The organism is Microbacterium sp. HM-570 (genome assembly GCF_054165885.1).
Window position 1 is genome coordinate 1,373,387 of record NZ_CM135111.1, and the last position, 16,196, is coordinate 1,389,582.

General features: G+C 67.5%; 18 protein-coding genes. 9 read left to right on the forward strand and 9 right to left on the reverse strand.

Annotated features, from left to right (window positions below; all coding sequences use genetic code 11):
* The first annotated feature begins 171 nt into the window (after nucleotides 1-171).
* The 4 genes from ACT9TC_RS06480 (at nucleotide 172) to ACT9TC_RS06495 (ending at nucleotide 3,523) form a co-directional block, all read left to right on the forward strand.
* A complete protein-coding gene (locus ACT9TC_RS06480; RefSeq protein WP_458042567.1) occupies nucleotides 172-1,152 on the forward strand; it encodes an acetylxylan esterase in 981 nt (326 codons plus the stop codon).
* Nucleotides 1,153-1,507: 355 nt separating this feature from the next.
* Nucleotides 1,508-2,224, forward strand: coding sequence for a winged helix-turn-helix domain-containing protein (locus ACT9TC_RS06485; RefSeq protein ID WP_458042568.1), 717 nt, complete (start codon nucleotides 1,508-1,510; stop codon nucleotides 2,222-2,224).
* A 100-nt stretch (nucleotides 2,225-2,324) separates the two neighbouring features.
* Entirely contained in the window at nucleotides 2,325-3,278 is a 954-nt protein-coding gene (locus ACT9TC_RS06490; RefSeq protein WP_458042885.1) for a DNA-3-methyladenine glycosylase family protein, read from the forward strand.
* A 26-nt stretch (nucleotides 3,279-3,304) separates the two neighbouring features.
* Nucleotides 3,305-3,523, forward strand: coding sequence for a hypothetical protein (locus ACT9TC_RS06495; RefSeq protein WP_458042569.1), 219 nt, complete (start codon nucleotides 3,305-3,307; stop codon nucleotides 3,521-3,523).
* Nucleotides 3,524-3,548: 25 nt separating this feature from the next.
* Here ACT9TC_RS06495 and ACT9TC_RS06500 read toward each other — a convergent pair whose 3' ends face one another.
* The 3 genes from ACT9TC_RS06500 to ACT9TC_RS06510 are packed head-to-tail and all read right to left on the reverse strand — an operon-like array spanning nucleotide 3,549 to nucleotide 5,904.
* Entirely contained in the window at nucleotides 3,549-4,808 is a 1,260-nt protein-coding gene (locus ACT9TC_RS06500) for an FAD-binding protein (RefSeq protein WP_458042570.1), read from the reverse strand.
* An 11-nt stretch (nucleotides 4,809-4,819) separates the two neighbouring features.
* Entirely contained in the window at nucleotides 4,820-5,653 is an 834-nt protein-coding gene (locus ACT9TC_RS06505; RefSeq protein WP_458042571.1) for an aldo/keto reductase, read from the reverse strand.
* A 47-nt stretch (nucleotides 5,654-5,700) separates the two neighbouring features.
* Entirely contained in the window at nucleotides 5,701-5,904 is a 204-nt protein-coding gene (locus tag ACT9TC_RS06510) for a hypothetical protein (protein ID WP_458042572.1), read from the reverse strand.
* A gap of 150 nt (nucleotides 5,905-6,054) precedes the next feature.
* Between ACT9TC_RS06510 and ACT9TC_RS06515 the strand changes: the two genes are divergently transcribed.
* Together ACT9TC_RS06515 and ACT9TC_RS06520 are read left to right on the forward strand one after the other, a co-directional pair.
* Nucleotides 6,055-7,278, forward strand: coding sequence for an integrase catalytic domain-containing protein (locus ACT9TC_RS06515; RefSeq protein WP_458040749.1), 1,224 nt, complete (start codon nucleotides 6,055-6,057; stop codon nucleotides 7,276-7,278).
* Between the two features lie 148 nt (nucleotides 7,279-7,426).
* Nucleotides 7,427-8,062 carry an NADPH-dependent F420 reductase gene (locus ACT9TC_RS06520; protein ID WP_458042573.1) on the forward strand — a complete coding sequence of 212 codons (636 nt, stop codon included), beginning with the start codon at nucleotides 7,427-7,429 and terminating at the stop codon, nucleotides 8,060-8,062.
* A gap of 4 nt (nucleotides 8,063-8,066) precedes the next feature.
* On the opposite strand, the gene ACT9TC_RS06525 is transcribed toward ACT9TC_RS06520, so the two are convergent.
* Complete coding sequence (locus tag ACT9TC_RS06525) at nucleotides 8,067-8,684, reverse strand: cyclodeaminase/cyclohydrolase family protein (protein ID WP_458042574.1); 618 nt, start codon at nucleotides 8,682-8,684, stop codon at nucleotides 8,067-8,069.
* A 106-nt stretch (nucleotides 8,685-8,790) separates the two neighbouring features.
* On the opposite strand from ACT9TC_RS06525, the gene ACT9TC_RS06530 reads away from it, so the two are divergent.
* A complete protein-coding gene (locus tag ACT9TC_RS06530) occupies nucleotides 8,791-9,342 on the forward strand; it encodes a pyridoxamine 5'-phosphate oxidase family protein (protein WP_458042575.1) in 552 nt (183 codons plus the stop codon).
* 4 nt (nucleotides 9,343-9,346) lie between these two features.
* On the opposite strand, the gene ACT9TC_RS06535 is transcribed toward ACT9TC_RS06530, so the two are convergent.
* The 3 genes from ACT9TC_RS06535 to lgt are packed head-to-tail and all read right to left on the reverse strand — an operon-like array spanning nucleotide 9,347 to nucleotide 11,802.
* A complete protein-coding gene (locus ACT9TC_RS06535; protein ID WP_458042576.1) occupies nucleotides 9,347-10,168 on the reverse strand; it encodes a hypothetical protein in 822 nt (273 codons plus the stop codon).
* Between the two features lie 33 nt (nucleotides 10,169-10,201).
* A complete protein-coding gene (locus ACT9TC_RS06540; RefSeq protein ID WP_458042577.1) occupies nucleotides 10,202-10,912 on the reverse strand; it encodes a spermidine synthase in 711 nt (236 codons plus the stop codon).
* Entirely contained in the window at nucleotides 10,909-11,802 is an 894-nt protein-coding gene (gene lgt / locus ACT9TC_RS06545) for a prolipoprotein diacylglyceryl transferase (RefSeq protein ID WP_458042578.1), read from the reverse strand. The genes ACT9TC_RS06540 and lgt overlap by 4 nt, the downstream gene beginning before the upstream one ends.
* 164 nt (nucleotides 11,803-11,966) lie before the next feature.
* On the opposite strand from lgt, the gene ACT9TC_RS06550 reads away from it, so the two are divergent.
* Entirely contained in the window at nucleotides 11,967-12,218 is a 252-nt protein-coding gene (locus ACT9TC_RS06550; RefSeq protein WP_458042886.1) for a metal-sensitive transcriptional regulator, read from the forward strand.
* A gap of 218 nt (nucleotides 12,219-12,436) precedes the next feature.
* Here ACT9TC_RS06550 and ACT9TC_RS06555 read toward each other — a convergent pair whose 3' ends face one another.
* Nucleotides 12,437-14,125: an FAD-dependent oxidoreductase gene (locus ACT9TC_RS06555; protein WP_458042579.1), complete on the reverse strand. Its 1,689-nt coding sequence runs from the start codon at nucleotides 14,123-14,125 to the stop codon at nucleotides 12,437-12,439.
* Between the two features lie 150 nt (nucleotides 14,126-14,275).
* Between ACT9TC_RS06555 and ACT9TC_RS06560 the strand changes: the two genes are divergently transcribed.
* Nucleotides 14,276-15,601 (forward strand): flavin monoamine oxidase family protein, encoded by a 1,326-nt coding sequence (locus ACT9TC_RS06560; protein ID WP_458042580.1) that lies wholly within the window; start codon nucleotides 14,276-14,278, stop codon nucleotides 15,599-15,601.
* A 16-nt stretch (nucleotides 15,602-15,617) separates the two neighbouring features.
* Here the strand turns inward: ACT9TC_RS06560 and ACT9TC_RS06565 are convergent, their stop codons facing one another.
* A complete protein-coding gene (locus ACT9TC_RS06565) occupies nucleotides 15,618-16,118 on the reverse strand; it encodes a MarR family winged helix-turn-helix transcriptional regulator (protein WP_458042581.1) in 501 nt (166 codons plus the stop codon).
* Nucleotides 16,119-16,196 lie beyond the last annotated feature (78 nt).

A 16,196-nucleotide genomic window follows, 5' to 3' on the forward strand; every position in this document is an offset into this window, starting at 1 on the left:
GAGCGGGGTGCGATGTCGAAGCGCTTCGCGGAAGCGCTTCGACAGGCACTCTATGCCGCACCCTCGAACAAAAGCAAGACCTTTTGGCGTTTGGCACAACTTATCGGGCGGTGTTCGCGCCGACGCCCCTTAAGGTTGGGGACACATCTGCCTGCACCGAACGAGGAATCGATGGCGCTCACGTTCACCGACCTACCCCTGAACGAGCTACGGACCTACAGCCCGGAACTCGCCGTGCCCGAAGGCCTCGATGCCTTCTGGACCGAGACGCTCGATCACGCGCGGGCCGCGGCATCCGCTCCCGTCATCACACCGGCGCACACCCCCATCTCCGAGATCGTGATCGAGGACATGGAGTTCTCTGGTTTCGCCGGCGACCCCATCCGCGCGTGGATCTCGCGCCCGCGATCGAACGAGCCCCGTCCGGCGGTCATCGAGTACCTCGGCTACGGCGGCGGGCGGGGGCTGCCGGGCGAGCATCTGAAGTGGGCAGCCTGTGGTTATATCCACGTTCTGATGGACACCCGCGGCCAGGGCGGCAACTGGGGCTCGGGCGGCGACACCCCCGACCCGCACGGATCCGGGCCTGCGGCCCAGGGAGTGATGACCCGAGGCATCCACGACCCATCGCAGTACTACTACCGACGCATGTTCACCGACGCGGTGCGTCTCGTCGAGACGGTCGCGGAGTTCGACGGCGTCGACCGCGACCGCATCGCCGTGACCGGAGGTAGCCAGGGCGGGGGCACCGCTATCGCGGCCGCAGCGCTCTCTCCTCTGGTGGCCGCGGCCATGCCCGACGTGCCGTTTCTCTGCGACTTTCCCCGCTCGATCACCCGCACACCCAGCGCCCCCTTCACCGAGATCACCAGGTACCTCTCTGTGAACCGTGACGCGGCTGCGGCGGCCCTGCACACGCTCTCCCACTTCGACGGCGCGATCCTCGCGCGGCGGATCACCGCGCCGGCACTGTTCTCGGTGGCGCTCATGGACGAGATCGTCCTCCCGGCGAGCGTCTTCGCCGCCTACAACGCCCTGTCGTCCACCGACAAGAGCATTGAGGTGTACGAGTACAACGGCCACGAAGGCGGTGGCCACCACCAGTGGCTGCGGCAGGTCGCCTGGCTCGCCGAGCGCTTCGGTGCCGACTGAGCAGAATGAGAAGGTGAGCACCGGTAAACCTGCGATGTGCGCGCAGTTTGACACATCCCCAGGATCTCGGAGATAATCGGCGGCATGAGTGACAACGCACGCCCTGTGTCCGCCTGGGAGGCGAACCGGAGTGCCGGCATGATGAGCGCCGGTCGCGTTGCCCTGTGTTGTCGAATGTGTCGCTGATCTCGTGACCCAGCCGGGCCATCACGTCGCCGCCGATGCGGCCGCGTCGGCCCCGGGTGCCGCCCCCGCAGAAGTCGGGACTTTCGGACACCCCTCACCCGGCCACCGGCCGACACACCGCCGTACCTCGGAGAACCCGCAGGGTTCCCTCCCGGAAGAAGACCTCATCATGTCGAACACCGCCCTTCTCGAAGCTCCGCTTTCCCGACCCGCCCACCTGCGGCCAGTCGAATCCCTTCCGACGCCGAGCACCCCCGCCGCGCCGCCGGCCCGCGCCGCCGCTCCGCGAAGCGCACCGCGCGGCTTCGCCCTGTACGTCGGTCTCGATGAGCAGAAGGCCGCCGCGGCGGGCGTGAGCCTCGGAACCCTCGTCGAAGCCCTCCGCCGCACCCTCGCCGATCTGGCCCCCGACGCCGAGACCTACGCAACCGTCGCGCTCGCGCCCACCGACGCGGGGGGACGTGATGTCGATCTGGTGCGCCTGGCCCTGCACGAGCCGTCCGCGGTCGCACGCAGCCGACGCGACTCGGACGAAACCGAGGCGGCATCCGTCGGCGTCGTCGTCGACATCTCGCGCAAGAAGGTACTGCTCGACGGCGAGTCCGCGGCGTTCACCTACAAGGAGTTCGAACTGCTGCAGTATCTCGTGCTCCGCGAGGGGCGCACGATCGAGCGCACCGAGCTGGTGTCGTCGCTGTGGTCAGCCACCGATGACGACTCCCCCGGCGAGCGCACCATCGACGTGCACGTGCGGCGACTGCGCGCCAAGCTCGGGCGCTACGAAGACATCGTGCGCACGGTGCGCGGCGTCGGCTACCGGTTCGACCGGCACGCGGATGTCTCGATCCGCTACGGCCACGGCACGCCCTCGCCCGACCGCTTCTGATTCGATCCACCCTGGCGCCGGTGTCGGACGGGCGCCGTATGGTGGGGCGATGACAACGGCGGCCACGACAACGGGGGCCAGGACGACGGTGGCCACGACGATGGGCACGTCGGTGAGCGCACCGGGACGCGTCTTCGATCGACCGATCGAGACCGTCTATCGCCCTTCGCACCCGCTCAACCTGACCCAGGTCGTCATGTTCCAGCGGCGCGGTAGCGGCGATCCCACGATTCTGCAAGACGGTCCGGTGATCTGGCGTGCGAGCCGCACCCCCGAGGGCACCGCGACGGTAGCGCTGCGACAGGATGCCTCGGGTGCTGTTCGCGCCGCCGCGTGGGGGGCCGGAGCGGGCTGGGCGCTCGCGCAGGTTCCCGACCTGTGCGGCGCTTCCGACGATCCGGACGCCTTCGACCCCCGCGGACATTCTCTGCTCCGCGATATCCATCGCCGCAGCGTCGGGCTCCGACTCGGGCGCACGGATCTCGTCTTCGATGCGCTCGCGGGCGCGATCATCGAGCAGAAGGTGACCGGGATGCAGGCGTTCGCCGCGTGGCGTCGCCTCGTGCGTTGGCACGGCGAGCTTGCACCGGGACCCACGCCGGTGCCCCTGCATGCCCCGCCGACGATCGAAGGATGGCGGAGCATCCCCTCGTGGTCGTGGCATCGAGCGGGTCTCGAGCCGCCGCAGGCGCGCACGATCGTCGGCGCGGCTCGTGTCGGCCGCTCGCTCGTGGCGGCGGCGGAGCGCGCCAGCGACGGCCCTGATCGCGACCGTGTGCTCACGAACATGCGCGGCGTGGGCCTGTGGACGGCGGCCGAGACACGCATCCGGGCGTTCGGGGATCCCGATGCCGTGAGCGTCGGCGACTATCACTTGGCCCACGAGGTCGGTTACGCGCTCACGGGGCACCGCGTGGACGATGACGGAATGCTCGAACTGCTCGAGCCGTGGGCCGGGCAGCGCCAGCGGGCCATCCGACTCATCCGCATGAGCGGGGCGCGGGAAGAGCGCCGAGGTCCACGCTTGCACCCCGAAGACCACCGGGCGCGCTGAGGAGCGCCTCCCCCTAGGCTGGGGGCATGTCAGGACAGAAGCGTTGGCCGCGCGGCCGGGTGCAGTGGCTGCTCGGAACCATCGGTCTGCTCATCGCGGGAGCTCTCGTGGGATTCGGCCTCTCGAACGTCTGGCTGGGGCTCATCATCGGCGTCGCCGTGTCTCTCGGCTGGCTCATCGCGTACGAGTCGTGGCGCGGGCGGAACGCCGGCGTGAACGACGAAAACCACGGCATCCAGCTCTGACGCGAGTCTCCGAACGCGGCCCCGCTCAGGAATCGAGCGCGCGCTGCAGGTACTCGTTCGAGAACCGACCCTCGGGGTCTTCTGCTGCGACGAGCGCACGGAAGTCCCCACCGCGCGGATAGCGATCGACGGATGCGCCGCCGCCCGTGGCCGAGAGCTTTCCCCAGTGCGGGCGCGCGTCGAAGGGGGCGAGCGCGGTCTCGATGGTCGGCAGCAGCGCCGCGACGCCATCCGGATCGTTCCGCCAGGTGAAGTGCAACGCGATCGTGTCGCGACCGTAGGCTCCGCTCAACCACAGATCGTCCGCGGCGATGCTCCGAACCTCGGAGACGAGCAGCACCGGCGAGATGCTCGCTGCCAGCGTTCGCAGCACCGAGAGCGCCGCTGGGGCATCCTCTCGCGCCACGAAGAACTCGGATTGCAGCTCGTCGCCCGCGTTGCTCGGCGGGGCGTCGCGGCGAAAATGCGGTAGGCGGTCGAGCCAGCGCCCGGGTTCACCCAGCTGAGGTGTCACGGAGTCGGTGGGACCAGATGCGATGGGGCCGATCTGTCGGGTCGCCCGCTCGGCGGTGACCCCGGCGGGAAGCGCCGGCTCGGCGCTTGTCGCATCGACCGCCGACTTGATCCAGACCTGATCGACGACGTCGGTCCCCCAGTCCGCGACGAAGAGGCTCACGCTGTATCCGGACGCCATCAGGGCGTCGAACCCGGCGAGCGCCTCGTCCCACGGCGCGTTCAGGAAGATGTCCTGCCGCACGTCGAAGGAGGGCACGAGCTCCAGGCGCACGCGCGTGGTGATGCCGAGCGCACCCAGACCCACGACCGATCCGGCGAAGCGCGGATCCTCGCGCTCGAGGACGTCGAAGCGCCCGTCTGCGCGAACGATCTCCAAACCGGTGACGGATGCGCCGAGGATCCGGTTGCCATCGCCCGATCCGTGCGTCCCGGTCGCGATCGCCCCGCCGATCGAGATGTGCGGCAGCGATCCCATGTTGCGCAGCGCCAACCCCTGATCCTCGACCGCCGAGGCGATCTCGGCATAGCGGGCCGCGGCGGGCACCCACGCGGAGCGGGAGTCCACGTCGATCTCGAACGGCGCTTCCAGGCGGGTCAGATCGATGAGAACCCCCTCGGTGTCGGCGATGTCGTTGAAGGAGTGCCGGGAGCCGAGAGCTCGCACGCGGGCGTTGCCCGTCACGATCCGCCGGAGCTGCTCGAGATCCGTCGGCGACTCGATGGCACGCGCGCGAAAGCGGATGTTTCCCGACCAGTTCTGCTGAGACATCCCGAGCCTCCCTAGAACTCCTCGTGCATCTCGGGGTCTCCACCCCAGAGCCGACCTCGCTCGAGAGCCGAGATCGCGGCGACGTCCTCGGCGTCAAGCGAGAAGCCGAACACGTCGGCATTCTCACGCTGACGGTCGGGGTCCGCCGACTTCGGGATCGGGGTGCTCGCGAGCTCGACGTGCCAACGCAACACGATCTGCGACGGCGTGACGCGGTGCACCTCCGCGAGTTCCTGCACGATCGACTCGTTCAGCAGTTCGCTGCGCTTGGCGAGCGGGCTCCAGCTCTCGGTGCGGATGCCGTGGGCGGCGTGATAGGCGCGCAACTCCGCCTGCGGGAAGTACGGATGCAGCTCGACCTGGTTGACCGCCGGCACGACACCCGTCTCGTCGGCGAGACGATCAAGCATCCCGATCGTGAAATTCGAGACGCCGATCGAGCGCAGCACACCCTCGTCGCGGAGGTGGATCATGGCCTTCCACGTATCGACATACTTATTGACGCGCGGGTTGGGCCAGTGGATCAGATACACGTCGATGCGGTCGAGTCCCAGGGCCGCCAGCGAGGCCTGGGCGCTCGCGATCGTCTCGTGGTAGCCGTGGTCGCGCCCGGGAAGCTTGGTCGTCACAATCAGCTCATCGCGGTCGACTCCGCTGCGGCGGATCCCCTCGCCGACCTCGGACTCGTTTTCGTAATTGAGGGCGGTGTCGAGCAACCGGTACCCGGAATCGATCGCCGCGGCGACGGACTGGATGCCTTCTTCGGCACGCAGCCCGTATGTGCCGAGGCCGAGCTCGGCGAAGCGGTGACCGTCGTTGAGGGTTACTTCGGGAATGGAGAGCATGCTGACATCCTGGCCCACAAGAGTGCCCTGCCGGTGACTCTTGACAGTCAGAGTCCGCCGCTGATGCGCGTCCAGGCGGCCTCGCCTTCGGCGCGACGTGACGCTTCTGCGGGTGTCACGTCTGGCTCATCGCCAACCCGCAGCAGGTCGTCGTGGCCAGTTCGCCTCGTGCGATACCAATGCGCCGCCGCCCACACGGCGAATGCCGCAAGGACCAGGAGGGTGACCGCCAGAATGATGACGTAATCCATGCGCCCAGGCTAGGCGCCTGGTGCATCGAGCGCCAGATGTCGACGTGCCTCAGTTTCTTTGAGCGCGTGGGGTGTGTTGGTGCCTCACATACTTTGAGCGCGAAGCTTGCCTGTGTGGAAGGCAAGATTGAGATGGCCGCGAGGCGACAGGTGACGAACAAACTCCGTGACGCGTACCGGAAAGCATCGAAGCACGACAAGGCCCGGATCCTTGACGAGGTGATGAGCACGACGGGGATGGGCCGATCAACGGCGCGGCGGATGCTGACGGGGCCGGTGCTGCCGGATCCGGCGAAGCAGGTCGATAGACGCCAGTTGCGGGCCAAGACGTATAGCGATGATTCGAGGCGGCTGCTGGAGCATGTGTGGGCGCTGATGGGCATGCCGTGCGGGAAGTACCTCGTGGTGATGCTGGAGCTGTGGATGCCGCTGCTGCACGCTGCCGGCGACCTCGACAAGCCATTCGTGACACCGCAGACGATCGTCGAGCTTCAGACAATGAGTCCGGCAACGATCGACCGGTATCTGAGCCCGGCACGTCGGGCGATGCAGTTGCGGGGGATCTCTACGACGATCCCGTCACCGCTGCTGCGCAACTCGATCGGGTTGTCGAAGGTCGGGGATGCCCCGGTCACGGCACCCGGGGTGATCGAGGCGGACACCGTCGCGCATTGCGGACCCACGTTCGTCGGCGAGTTCGCACGCACGTTGACGATGACCGACATCGCCACCGGGTGGACCGAGAACGCCTCGATCCGCAACAACGCGGCCAAGTGGATCGTCGGCGCTGTCGGCGATCTGCAGAACATGTTCCCATTCGAGCTGCGCGTGTTCGACTCGGACAACGGATCGGAGTTCATCAACCATGATGTCGCGGACTGGCTCCAAGCCCGTGACATCGCCCAGACCCGGTCCCGCCCTTACAAGAAAAACGACCAAGCGACCGTCGAGTCGAAGAACAACCACGTCGTCCGCAAACACGCGTTCCATTGGCGCTACGACACCCCGGACGAGCTCGCGCTGCTGAACGAGCTCTGGCGGCTCGTCTCACTACGGTTGAATTTCTTCACCCCGACGAAGAAGCCCACCGCATACGCCACCGCGGCCAGCGGGCGCCGCACACGCCTCTACGACGCACCGAAGACACCCTGGCAGCGAGTGCGCGATTCTGGGGTCCTCACCGCCGAGCAAGCCGACGTCGTTCAGGCCCGGATCACCGGGATCAACCCCGCCGATCTGACCCGCCGGATCAACCAGATCCAGCTCCAACTCATCGAGCTATCACAAGCCAAAACCGAAGCCATGACCACCAGCCGACACCTCGACATGACATCCTTAGAAACGTCGATCCGTCGACTCCAAACAACCAAATGAACCGCAAGCCTCGCGCTCACCATACGTGAGGCACCGCATCACCCTTCGCGCTCACTTCTAGATGAGGCACCTCGGATGTGGCGGCCATCTGTAATTCCGAGAGTCGCGCCGGGGAATGCGCGAGAGGTCCGCGAGCGTTCTGACCAACATGACACGCGTAGGAATCATCGGAGCAGGAAACATCGGATCGGCACTCGCACAGGGTCTGGTCGATCGCGGCTACGAGGTCGTGATCAGCAACTCTCGCGGGCCCGAGACCCTCACCGATCTCGTCGCCACGCTCGGCTCCGGCGCGAGCGCCGGAACGCCGGAGCAGGCCGCAGAGGCCGGCGAGTGGATCATCGTGACCGTGCCGCTGAAGGCGCTCGAAACCATTCCGGTAGCGCCGCTCGCGGGCAAGATCGTGCTCGACACGAACAACTACTACTGGGAGCGGGACGGCCACATCGCCGAGCTCGACGAGAAGCAGATCACGACATCGCAGATGCTGCAGCGGCATCTGCCGGAATCGAAGGTCGTCAAGGCGTTCAACCACATCGGGGCGGCGGAGATCCTCACCGCCGGCACACCGAGTGGCACGCCCAATCGTCGTGCTCTCGCCACGTCGAGCGACTCGACCGAGGCGGCGCAGTTCGTGACCGACCTCTATGACGCTTTCGGATACGACACGGTCAACATCGGCCCCCTCGCCGACAGCTGGCGTGTCGAGCGAGACACCCCGGCTTACGGCGTGCGCCAGGACGCGGACGAACTTCGGGTCAACTTGGCAGCCGCGGAGCGCTGAGCGGCTAGCGCTCCTCGACCGCGCGGGCGAGAAGCGCGACGTCGGCGCGGGCGGCGGCACCGTCTGCCACGATCCTGTCGAAGTCGCCCGGCACCTCGGCCTGCCCCTCGGGCAAATGCCGCCTCGCCAACGTGAGACACGCGTGCAGGTTCGTCAGCGCACCACCGAGGCCCGCGCCGATCGCCTCCGCCGCGACCGCGACATCCGCGATCAGGTGCGAGTTGCCGCGGTCGGCGAGCACGCGCAGTTCGGCGACGAGCGCGGCACCGATCCCGACCAGAGTCGCGGATGACTCGGCACCGGCCGTGCCCGTCGCCACGATCCGCTCGTCCCGCTCTGGGGAAGACTCGGCCGCGAGCGCCGCGCCCAGGGCGGCCGAGCGCACCCCGTCATCCTCCGCCGTCTGAAGTGCTTGCACGCGCAGTTCGATCGAGCGCTGGCCGCTCTGCTGCGCGCGTTCGTCGTCGGGGGTGTATGCCGCGACCATGTGCAGCAGCGCGGCTCCGATCGCCATCATCACGCCCGAGGCCGCCCCACCGCCCGGCTCGCCGCCACGCTGCGAGAGGCGATCCAACCAGGCATCGAGTGAGAGAGACACGGGCACTCGCGATTCGTCCGTCATGGGCCATGACCCTAGCCGCGCTCGACTTCTTCATTCGGGGGGTTGACCCCTAGCGGTGCGCGGGTCAACGGAGTTGAATCGAAGTGATCGAACGGAGGCGCGTGCGATGACTCGATCGAATGGTGGACCCGGGGCGTCGGGAGCACACGCCTTCCAACGACTGAGCCCGGCGGAATGCTGGCGTCTGCTCGCCGATCCCGCTATCGGGCGTCTCGCCGTCACGGGCGCGGACGGGATGCCGGATGTCTTTCCCCTCAATGTCCTCGCGCACGACGGCGCGCTGTACGCCCGCTCGGCCGAGGGATCGAAGCTCAGCGTCATCGCCGAGCACCCCGAGGCCGCGATCGAGGTCGACGGTGAGGACGACGAATACCGCTGGAGTGTTGTCGCTCGTGGTAGCGCTGCGCGCTTGGAAACGGACGTGGATGCGGCAACGGATGCCGAGATCGAGGCATCCGGTGTCCTGCGGCTCGCGTCGGTGAACTCGGGCGGCAAACCTTACGTGATTCGTCTACGTCCGGTCACAATCAGTGGCCGCCGGATCGCGATTCGCGGCGGGGCTTCGCCGGATAGGTCGCCCCGAACGGGGCCCATCATCAACTCCGAGCGTGCGCGACCGCCACGGCCGATTCCGCACCACCCGCCACCGAAGGCCTAGGTACTCAGTCCTCGTCGCTCAGGACGACGACCTCGTCGCCCTCGAGCACAAACTGAAGGGCCGTTCCTTCTGGGAAGGCCTCGAGTAGTTCGTCGGGGAGGCTCTGTCCGGAAGCGATAACGATCTCGGCCGTTGCGGCAAATGCGCCTGCGGCGCATCCACCGAAGTACGCCCCGCTGAAGGAGCTGGAATCGTTGTCGACCGCGGCCAGATCGACGACCGCCAGACAGGTCTGATCTCTTCCATCGGCGAACCCCCCGTTGGGCATACGGAAGGGGGCCAGGCCGTGGAAGCTCTGGAACGCCATCGCACCCTCAGGCAGGCCTGGCTCGCGCTCGCCGTCCTCCGTGAAGTTCCCGAAGAATTCCGGCCACTCGGCGAAGGCGTCGACACCCAGCACGGCGATCTCGCGCGGGTCAGCCTGGATGCGCCGCGAAACGAAGCCCGTGACGGTGGCAGTGACGAGGATCGCCGCCGCCAGCGACGCGAGCCAGGTGATCGCGATGCGCTTCTTCGACCACTTCCCGACTCGCCCGGCCAGCGGCTCTGACGCAGCCGAGTCATCCGCAACCGAGTCCGCAACCAAGTCATCCGCGACCTCGTCAGAGGACGGCTCCGCCGAGATGAGCGGCTCGACATCGACAACAGGCTCGGTAGGCACGGGCAGCGGAGGCTTCGGCGGCAGCTGCTCAATCTCGGGTCCGCGAGCGAGACGTTCGAGGTCCTGCAAACGGGCCAGGGCCGACGGGTCGTGGTGGATGTCGGGATCCGGGCCGTACGCCCGGGCCCGCAGCATCCGGAGCTCGTCGATCGGCTGGTCGTCCATCCTGACCCATTCTGCCGTGCCGCGTCCGACGCGTCAGATTGACCGGCGCCGCGCGACGTACACGGTGTTCGACGAGGTACCGCCCGTCAGGCGGTTGTCGAACGTCACCTCGTGGGCCAGCGCTTCGTCGAATACCGAGGCGAGCACCGCCTGAAATTCGGCGTCGGGCGGATCGTCCGACCACAGAGCGAAGATCCCCCGCTCGGTCAGACGATCGGCGAGACGCCCGAGCCCCGCCGCGGTGTACAAATCGGCATGACTCTGGTCGAGGGTGTGCCGGGGCGAGTGGTCGACGTCGAGCAGAATGGCATCGTACGGCGCCTCGTCCGGCTCGGCGGGACGCCGCATCACCGCGAAGAAGTCGTCGTGGACGAGCGTCGTCCGGGGATCGTCCACGAGGGCATTCGACACCGGAAGAAGGTGTCGCTCGTGCCATCCGATCACCGCAGGGAGGGCATCGATCACGTCGAGGCGGGCGACGCGAGTGTCCGCGAGCGCGGTCACGGCGGTGTACCCCAGACCGAGCCCGCCGACCAGGATCGCGAGCGAGTCGCCGTCGGTGGCCGCGAGTCCGAGGCGCGCCAGCTCTTCCTCTGCGACCGTGAACAGACTCGACATGAGATATTCATCGCCGAGCTTGACCTCGTAGATGAGTTCGCCGGTTTCGCTGTCGGTGCGGCGACGGAGGGTCAGCTCCCCCATCCGCGTCTCTTGCCAGTCGAGCTCTTCGAATCGCGCGATCATGCACGATCCTCCACTGCCGGTTCGACCGCGGCATCTCGCGGTGGCTGTGCACCGTCGCGGAAGATGCTCGTCTCGGGCTCCGGATGACGGATGCTCTGGATCATGAACAGCGCGATGCCTAGGCCGATCGCCACGAACGACGCCCACACGTTGGCGGGTACGCCGAGGAGCCCATCGCTCGTCGGATCAATGCGAATGGCTTCGAGCCAGCTGCGACCGAGGCCGTACCAGATGAGGTAAACCGCGAAAGCCTTGCCCCAACGCAGCGCGATGCGTCGCTCGAGCAGCAAGATGATCGCGACGCCGACGAGGTTCCAGATCATCTCGTAGAGGAACAGCGGGTGAAAGAGCGTGCCCTCGGCGAGCCCCTCGGGAAACTTCGGGTTCGACGATTCGATCTCGAGGCCCCACGGCAGGGTGGTCGGCAAGCCGAACAGCTCATGGTTGAACCAGTTGCCGAGGCGCCCGATCGCCTGCGCCACCAACATCGCGGGGGCGAGCGCGTCAGCGAACGACCACAGCCGGATGCCGGCGATGCGACATCCGATCCACGCACCGACCGCCCCGCCGAGCAGCGACCCGTAGAGGGCGTTGCCGCCATCCCAGATCGCGAAGATCGCCCAGAAATTCGAGCCCGGGTAGAAGTAGTCGCCGACGTGCGTGAACACGTGATAAAAACGCGCCCCGACAATACCGAGCGGCACGGCCCAGATGATGACATCGAGGACGGTGCCCGGCTCGGCGCCGCGTTTGCCGAGCCTGCGCTGCGTGATGAGCACCGCGGCGATGATTCCCGCGATGATGCACAACGCGTAAGTGTGGATCGTCAGCGGCCCGAGGGAGAACTGGGAGAAGACCGGGTCAGGGCTCGGGATGCTGATCGGATGCACAAGGCGCAACTCTAGTCTCGGTTCCGGTCAAGAATACCCAGCGGGGTATCCAGTTTTCGTGGGATAATGGCGTGAAACACGCGACGCCGTCGGCGCGCGACACCGGGAGGCCCGCCGTGAACGCACCCGCGACATCCGAATCGACGGACGACCGTGAGACCGAACTGATCGCGCAGCAGCGCAAGATCGTCAACCGCCTTCACCGCGCCCAGGGTCAGCTGACCGCCGTCGTGAACGCGGTCGAGTCGGGTGCCGACTGCCGCGACATCGTGATCCAGCTGGCCGCGGTGTCGAAGGCCCTCGACCGGGCCGGCTACGCCATCGTCGCGTCGGCCATGCGCACGTGCATCGCCGACCCGCAGGACGAGTCGATGACGCCGGACGAACTCGAGAAGCTCTTTCTCACCCTGGCCTGATTCGACCCAGCGACGACCTCAGCGGCCGAAGAGTCGCGCGAACAACCCGGAGGACGGCTCGTTCGCGTGCCCCTCGCACCGATTCGACCGCGGTACCGAGCGCATCACTTGGTCGACATGCTGGCCGCAGCCGGACCACGTCGTCTTGCCGCACTTCTTACAGGTCACCGCGTAGCACATGGCATATCTCCGAAAGTCGGGGGCGTGAAAAAGTCAGATCAACGGGCGACGTTGTCGACCGCGAGGACGTCGCGCGAGCGAGCGCCGAGCGAGGCCTGAAGGGTCAGGATGCCACCCGAGAGCGATGCGGAATCCATGTCGGCCTGAGCCACGACGCGGTGGGCGATCGCCGATCGTACGCCCGAGGCGCACATGACGCGCACCGGTCGCCCGGCCGCGCGCTCGCGCACCTCATCGATGCGTTCGCGCAGCTCGGTGTGGGGAATGTGCAGCGCCCCGGGCAGGTGTCCCATAACCCATTCGTCGTCGCGGCGCACGTCGAGCACGAGCGAGGTCGCCATGACGTCGTCGAGATCTTCCGCGTACCAGAGCGACAGCATTCCGTTCAGCACGTTCTCGCCCACCATGCCGGTCAGGTTGACCGCATCCTTCGCCTGTCCGTAGGGCGGCGAGTAAGCCAGGTCGAGATCGATGAGTTCGTCGACCCGTATGCCCGCGCGGATCGCGGTGGCCAGCACATCGATTCTCTTGTCGACGCCCTCGAGACCCACCGCCTGCGCACCGAGCAGCCGCCCACTGTCGGGATGGATGTGCACGACCAGGTGGATCTGACTGGCGCCCGGGAAGTACCCGGCGTGCTGATTGGCGTGCAGGTGCAGGGTGGTGTGCGGTGTACCACTCGCCCGAAGAGCGGCGCGATTCGCTCCGGTCAGCGCCGCGGTCAGCGACCCCGCGCGGACGATCGCGGTGCCGAGCGCGGGCGGAATCGCGCGCGCCGTCGCCGGGCGCAGAATGTCGTCGGCCACGAGCCGGCCGGCACGGTTGGCGGGCCCCGCGAGGGCGACCGGATGGCGGGCGCCCGTGATCGGGTCGACGCTCAGCGTCGCGTCTCCCACGGCCCACACGCCGGGCACGCTCGTGCGTCCGTGGTCGTCCACCACGATCGCACCGCGCTCACAGGCGATTCCGGCCCGCTCGAAGACGGCCGTGTCGGGGCGCACTCCGACGGAAAGCACGATCATGTCGGCGGGCAGGCGTGAGCCATCCGCCAGCGTGACGATGTCGTGCTCGGCGCCCGGCTTGATCGCCGTCGCAGCGGTGCCGACGCGCAGGTCGATCCCGATCGCCCGCAGTTCTTGCGAGACCAGCCATGCCAGTTCGGGCTCGAAAGGGCTGAGCGGATGCGCCGAGCTCTGCACGATCGACACCTCGAGCGCGCTCGCGGCCAGTGCTTCGGCGGCCTCGACACCAATGAACCCGGCACCCAGCACGACGGCACGGCGAGCGCCCCCCGTGATGGTCTGCCGCAGCGCGAGGGCATCGTCGACGGTGCGGAGCGTCCGCACCCGGGGCGAGGTGATTCCGGGGATCTCGGGGATGACCGCGGCCGCACCCGGAGCGAGCACGAGGGCGTCGTAGTCGATGACCTCGAGACCGTTCGCGGTCTGCACGGTCACGTTCTTCGCGGCGGTGTCGACGGCGATGACGTCGTGCCCGGGACGAACATCCAGCGCGAGCGCCGCATGGAGTGACTCTGGGGTCTGCACGAGGAGCTCGGCGGAATCGACGATCTCACCGCCGACGAAGTAGGGCAGTCCGCAGTTCGCAAACGACACGTGGGGGCCGCGCTCGAGCACGATGATGTCGGCTGATTCGTCGAGGCGCCGCGCGCGAGCGGCGGCGCTCATTCCCCCGGCGACACCGCCGACGATCACGATCTTCGGCATGACTGACCCCCTCTCGGCCTTCCGGCTCAGACTAGCATACCCCTGGGGGTATAACTCGGCGACGCTGGACCGACAAATCCTCGCGCTCGACAGCGCCGGAGCGATAGCGTCGGGACCGCGCCACGAGGGCGCGGCGAGAGAGGGTTAGCCGTGGACGGTTTCGACACGATCGTCGTCGGCGCGGGAATCGCGGGGCTGACCGCGGCGCGCCTCGTGACGAGAGCCGGCCGCCGCGTCGTGATCCTCGAGGCGCGCGACCGCGTGGGTGGCCGCGTGCACACCGACCGCAGCGACGGGCTCATCACCGACCTGGGCGCATCCTGGATCCACGGAATCACCGACTCCCCCGTCGCGGCCGCCGCGCAAGCGTTCGGAATGCCGATGGTCGAGTTCACGGTCGGCGGGTACCAGCCCGACAGTCGCCCGATCGCCCACTACGGGCCCGACGGGCGTCGCCTCTCGGACGCCGCCGCACGGGATTATGTATCAGACATCCATGCCGTCGACGCGACTCTCGTCGACGTGATCGCCGGTTCGGCTCCGGATGCTTCGTACCGCGACGTGACCGAGGCGGCTCTCGCGCAGCATGGCTGGAACGCGGAGCGCACCCAGCGCGTGCGCGAGTATCTCGAGCACCGCGCCGAAGAGCAGTACGGCGCGTGGATCGAGGACCTCGCAGCCCACGGGCTCGACGACGACTCGATCGACGGCGACGAAGTGGTGTTCCCGCAGGGGTACGACACCCTGGCCACGGGCTTGGCGGAGGGGCTCGACGTGCGACTCGAGCACGTGGTGTCTTGCGTCGAGTGGAGCGCCGACGGAGTCGTCGTGACGACCGATCGCGGAGTGTTCGCTGCGCGTGACGCGGTGGTCACGGTGCCGGTCGGTGTGCTTCAGTCCGAGGACTTCACGATCGAGCCCACCCTGCCGGAACCCGTGGCGGGTGCCCTCGGACGCCTGACCATGAACGCCTTCGAGAAGGTGTTCCTACGCTTCCCGACGAAGTTCTGGGACGAGGACGTTTACGCGATCCGCCAGCAAGGCCCCGAAGGTCGCTGGTGGCATTCCTGGTACGACCTGACCGCCCTGCACGGCGAGCCCACATTGCTGACTTTCGCGGCGGGACCCGCGGGCATCGAGACACGAAACTGGGCAACCGAACGGATCGTCGAGTCCGTGCTCGTCCAGCTGCGTCGGCTGTACGGCGATCGCGTCGAACAACCGACTCAGGTGCACATCACCAGCTGGCAGGATGACCCGTTCGCCCGCGGCTCGTACGCATACATGACGCTCGGGTCGACGACCGACGATCACGACGCCCTGGCCACCCCGATCGGCGGGGTCCTGCACCTGGCGGGCGAGGCGACGTGGACGGATGACCCGGCCACCGTGACCGCGGCGATGTACTCCGGACATCGGGCGGCTACACGCATCCTGGATCAGGACATCCCGATCGAGCGGCTCTGGATGGATTGACCGGCGGAGCGCCTTCTCATCCTTCGGCTTCGGATGCCCGGGGACGAGCGTGCGTCCGCAACCGCTCGACCACCTGACGCAGATACCGGGTGATGAGCTCCTGCTCGGCCTCGGTGAACGAGTCGAGTTCGGCATCAATACCCATGATCATCGGCATGAGCCGTCCCAGCGCCCGGTCGCGCGACGCCGGCTGCGGTACGACCAGAGTGCCGCGGCGATCGGTGGGGTGGGGCTCGCGCGTCACGTGACCGAGCGCGACGAGGCGGTCGATCGACGTGGTCGCGGCGCCGGCAGAGATGCCCACGCGCCGCGCCAGCTCGGTCGGGCCCAGCGGACCGCCCATGAGCAGATGCTCCATCGCCGCCAGATCCGTCGGATTCACCTCGAGCTCGGTTGCTATCGCGCGCTCGAACTGGTCGGTGAGCTCGATGAACTCGCGCAACAACGCCGTGGCCGGACGGGTCGGAGAGAACCCGGACGCGTCCGCGCCTGGACCCTCGCCGTGCCTCGGTTGCATGAGTTCCACGATATCGCTACATTCATTCGATAGTCATATAGTTTGAACTTCAAATTACTTTCACAGACGTGGAGAATC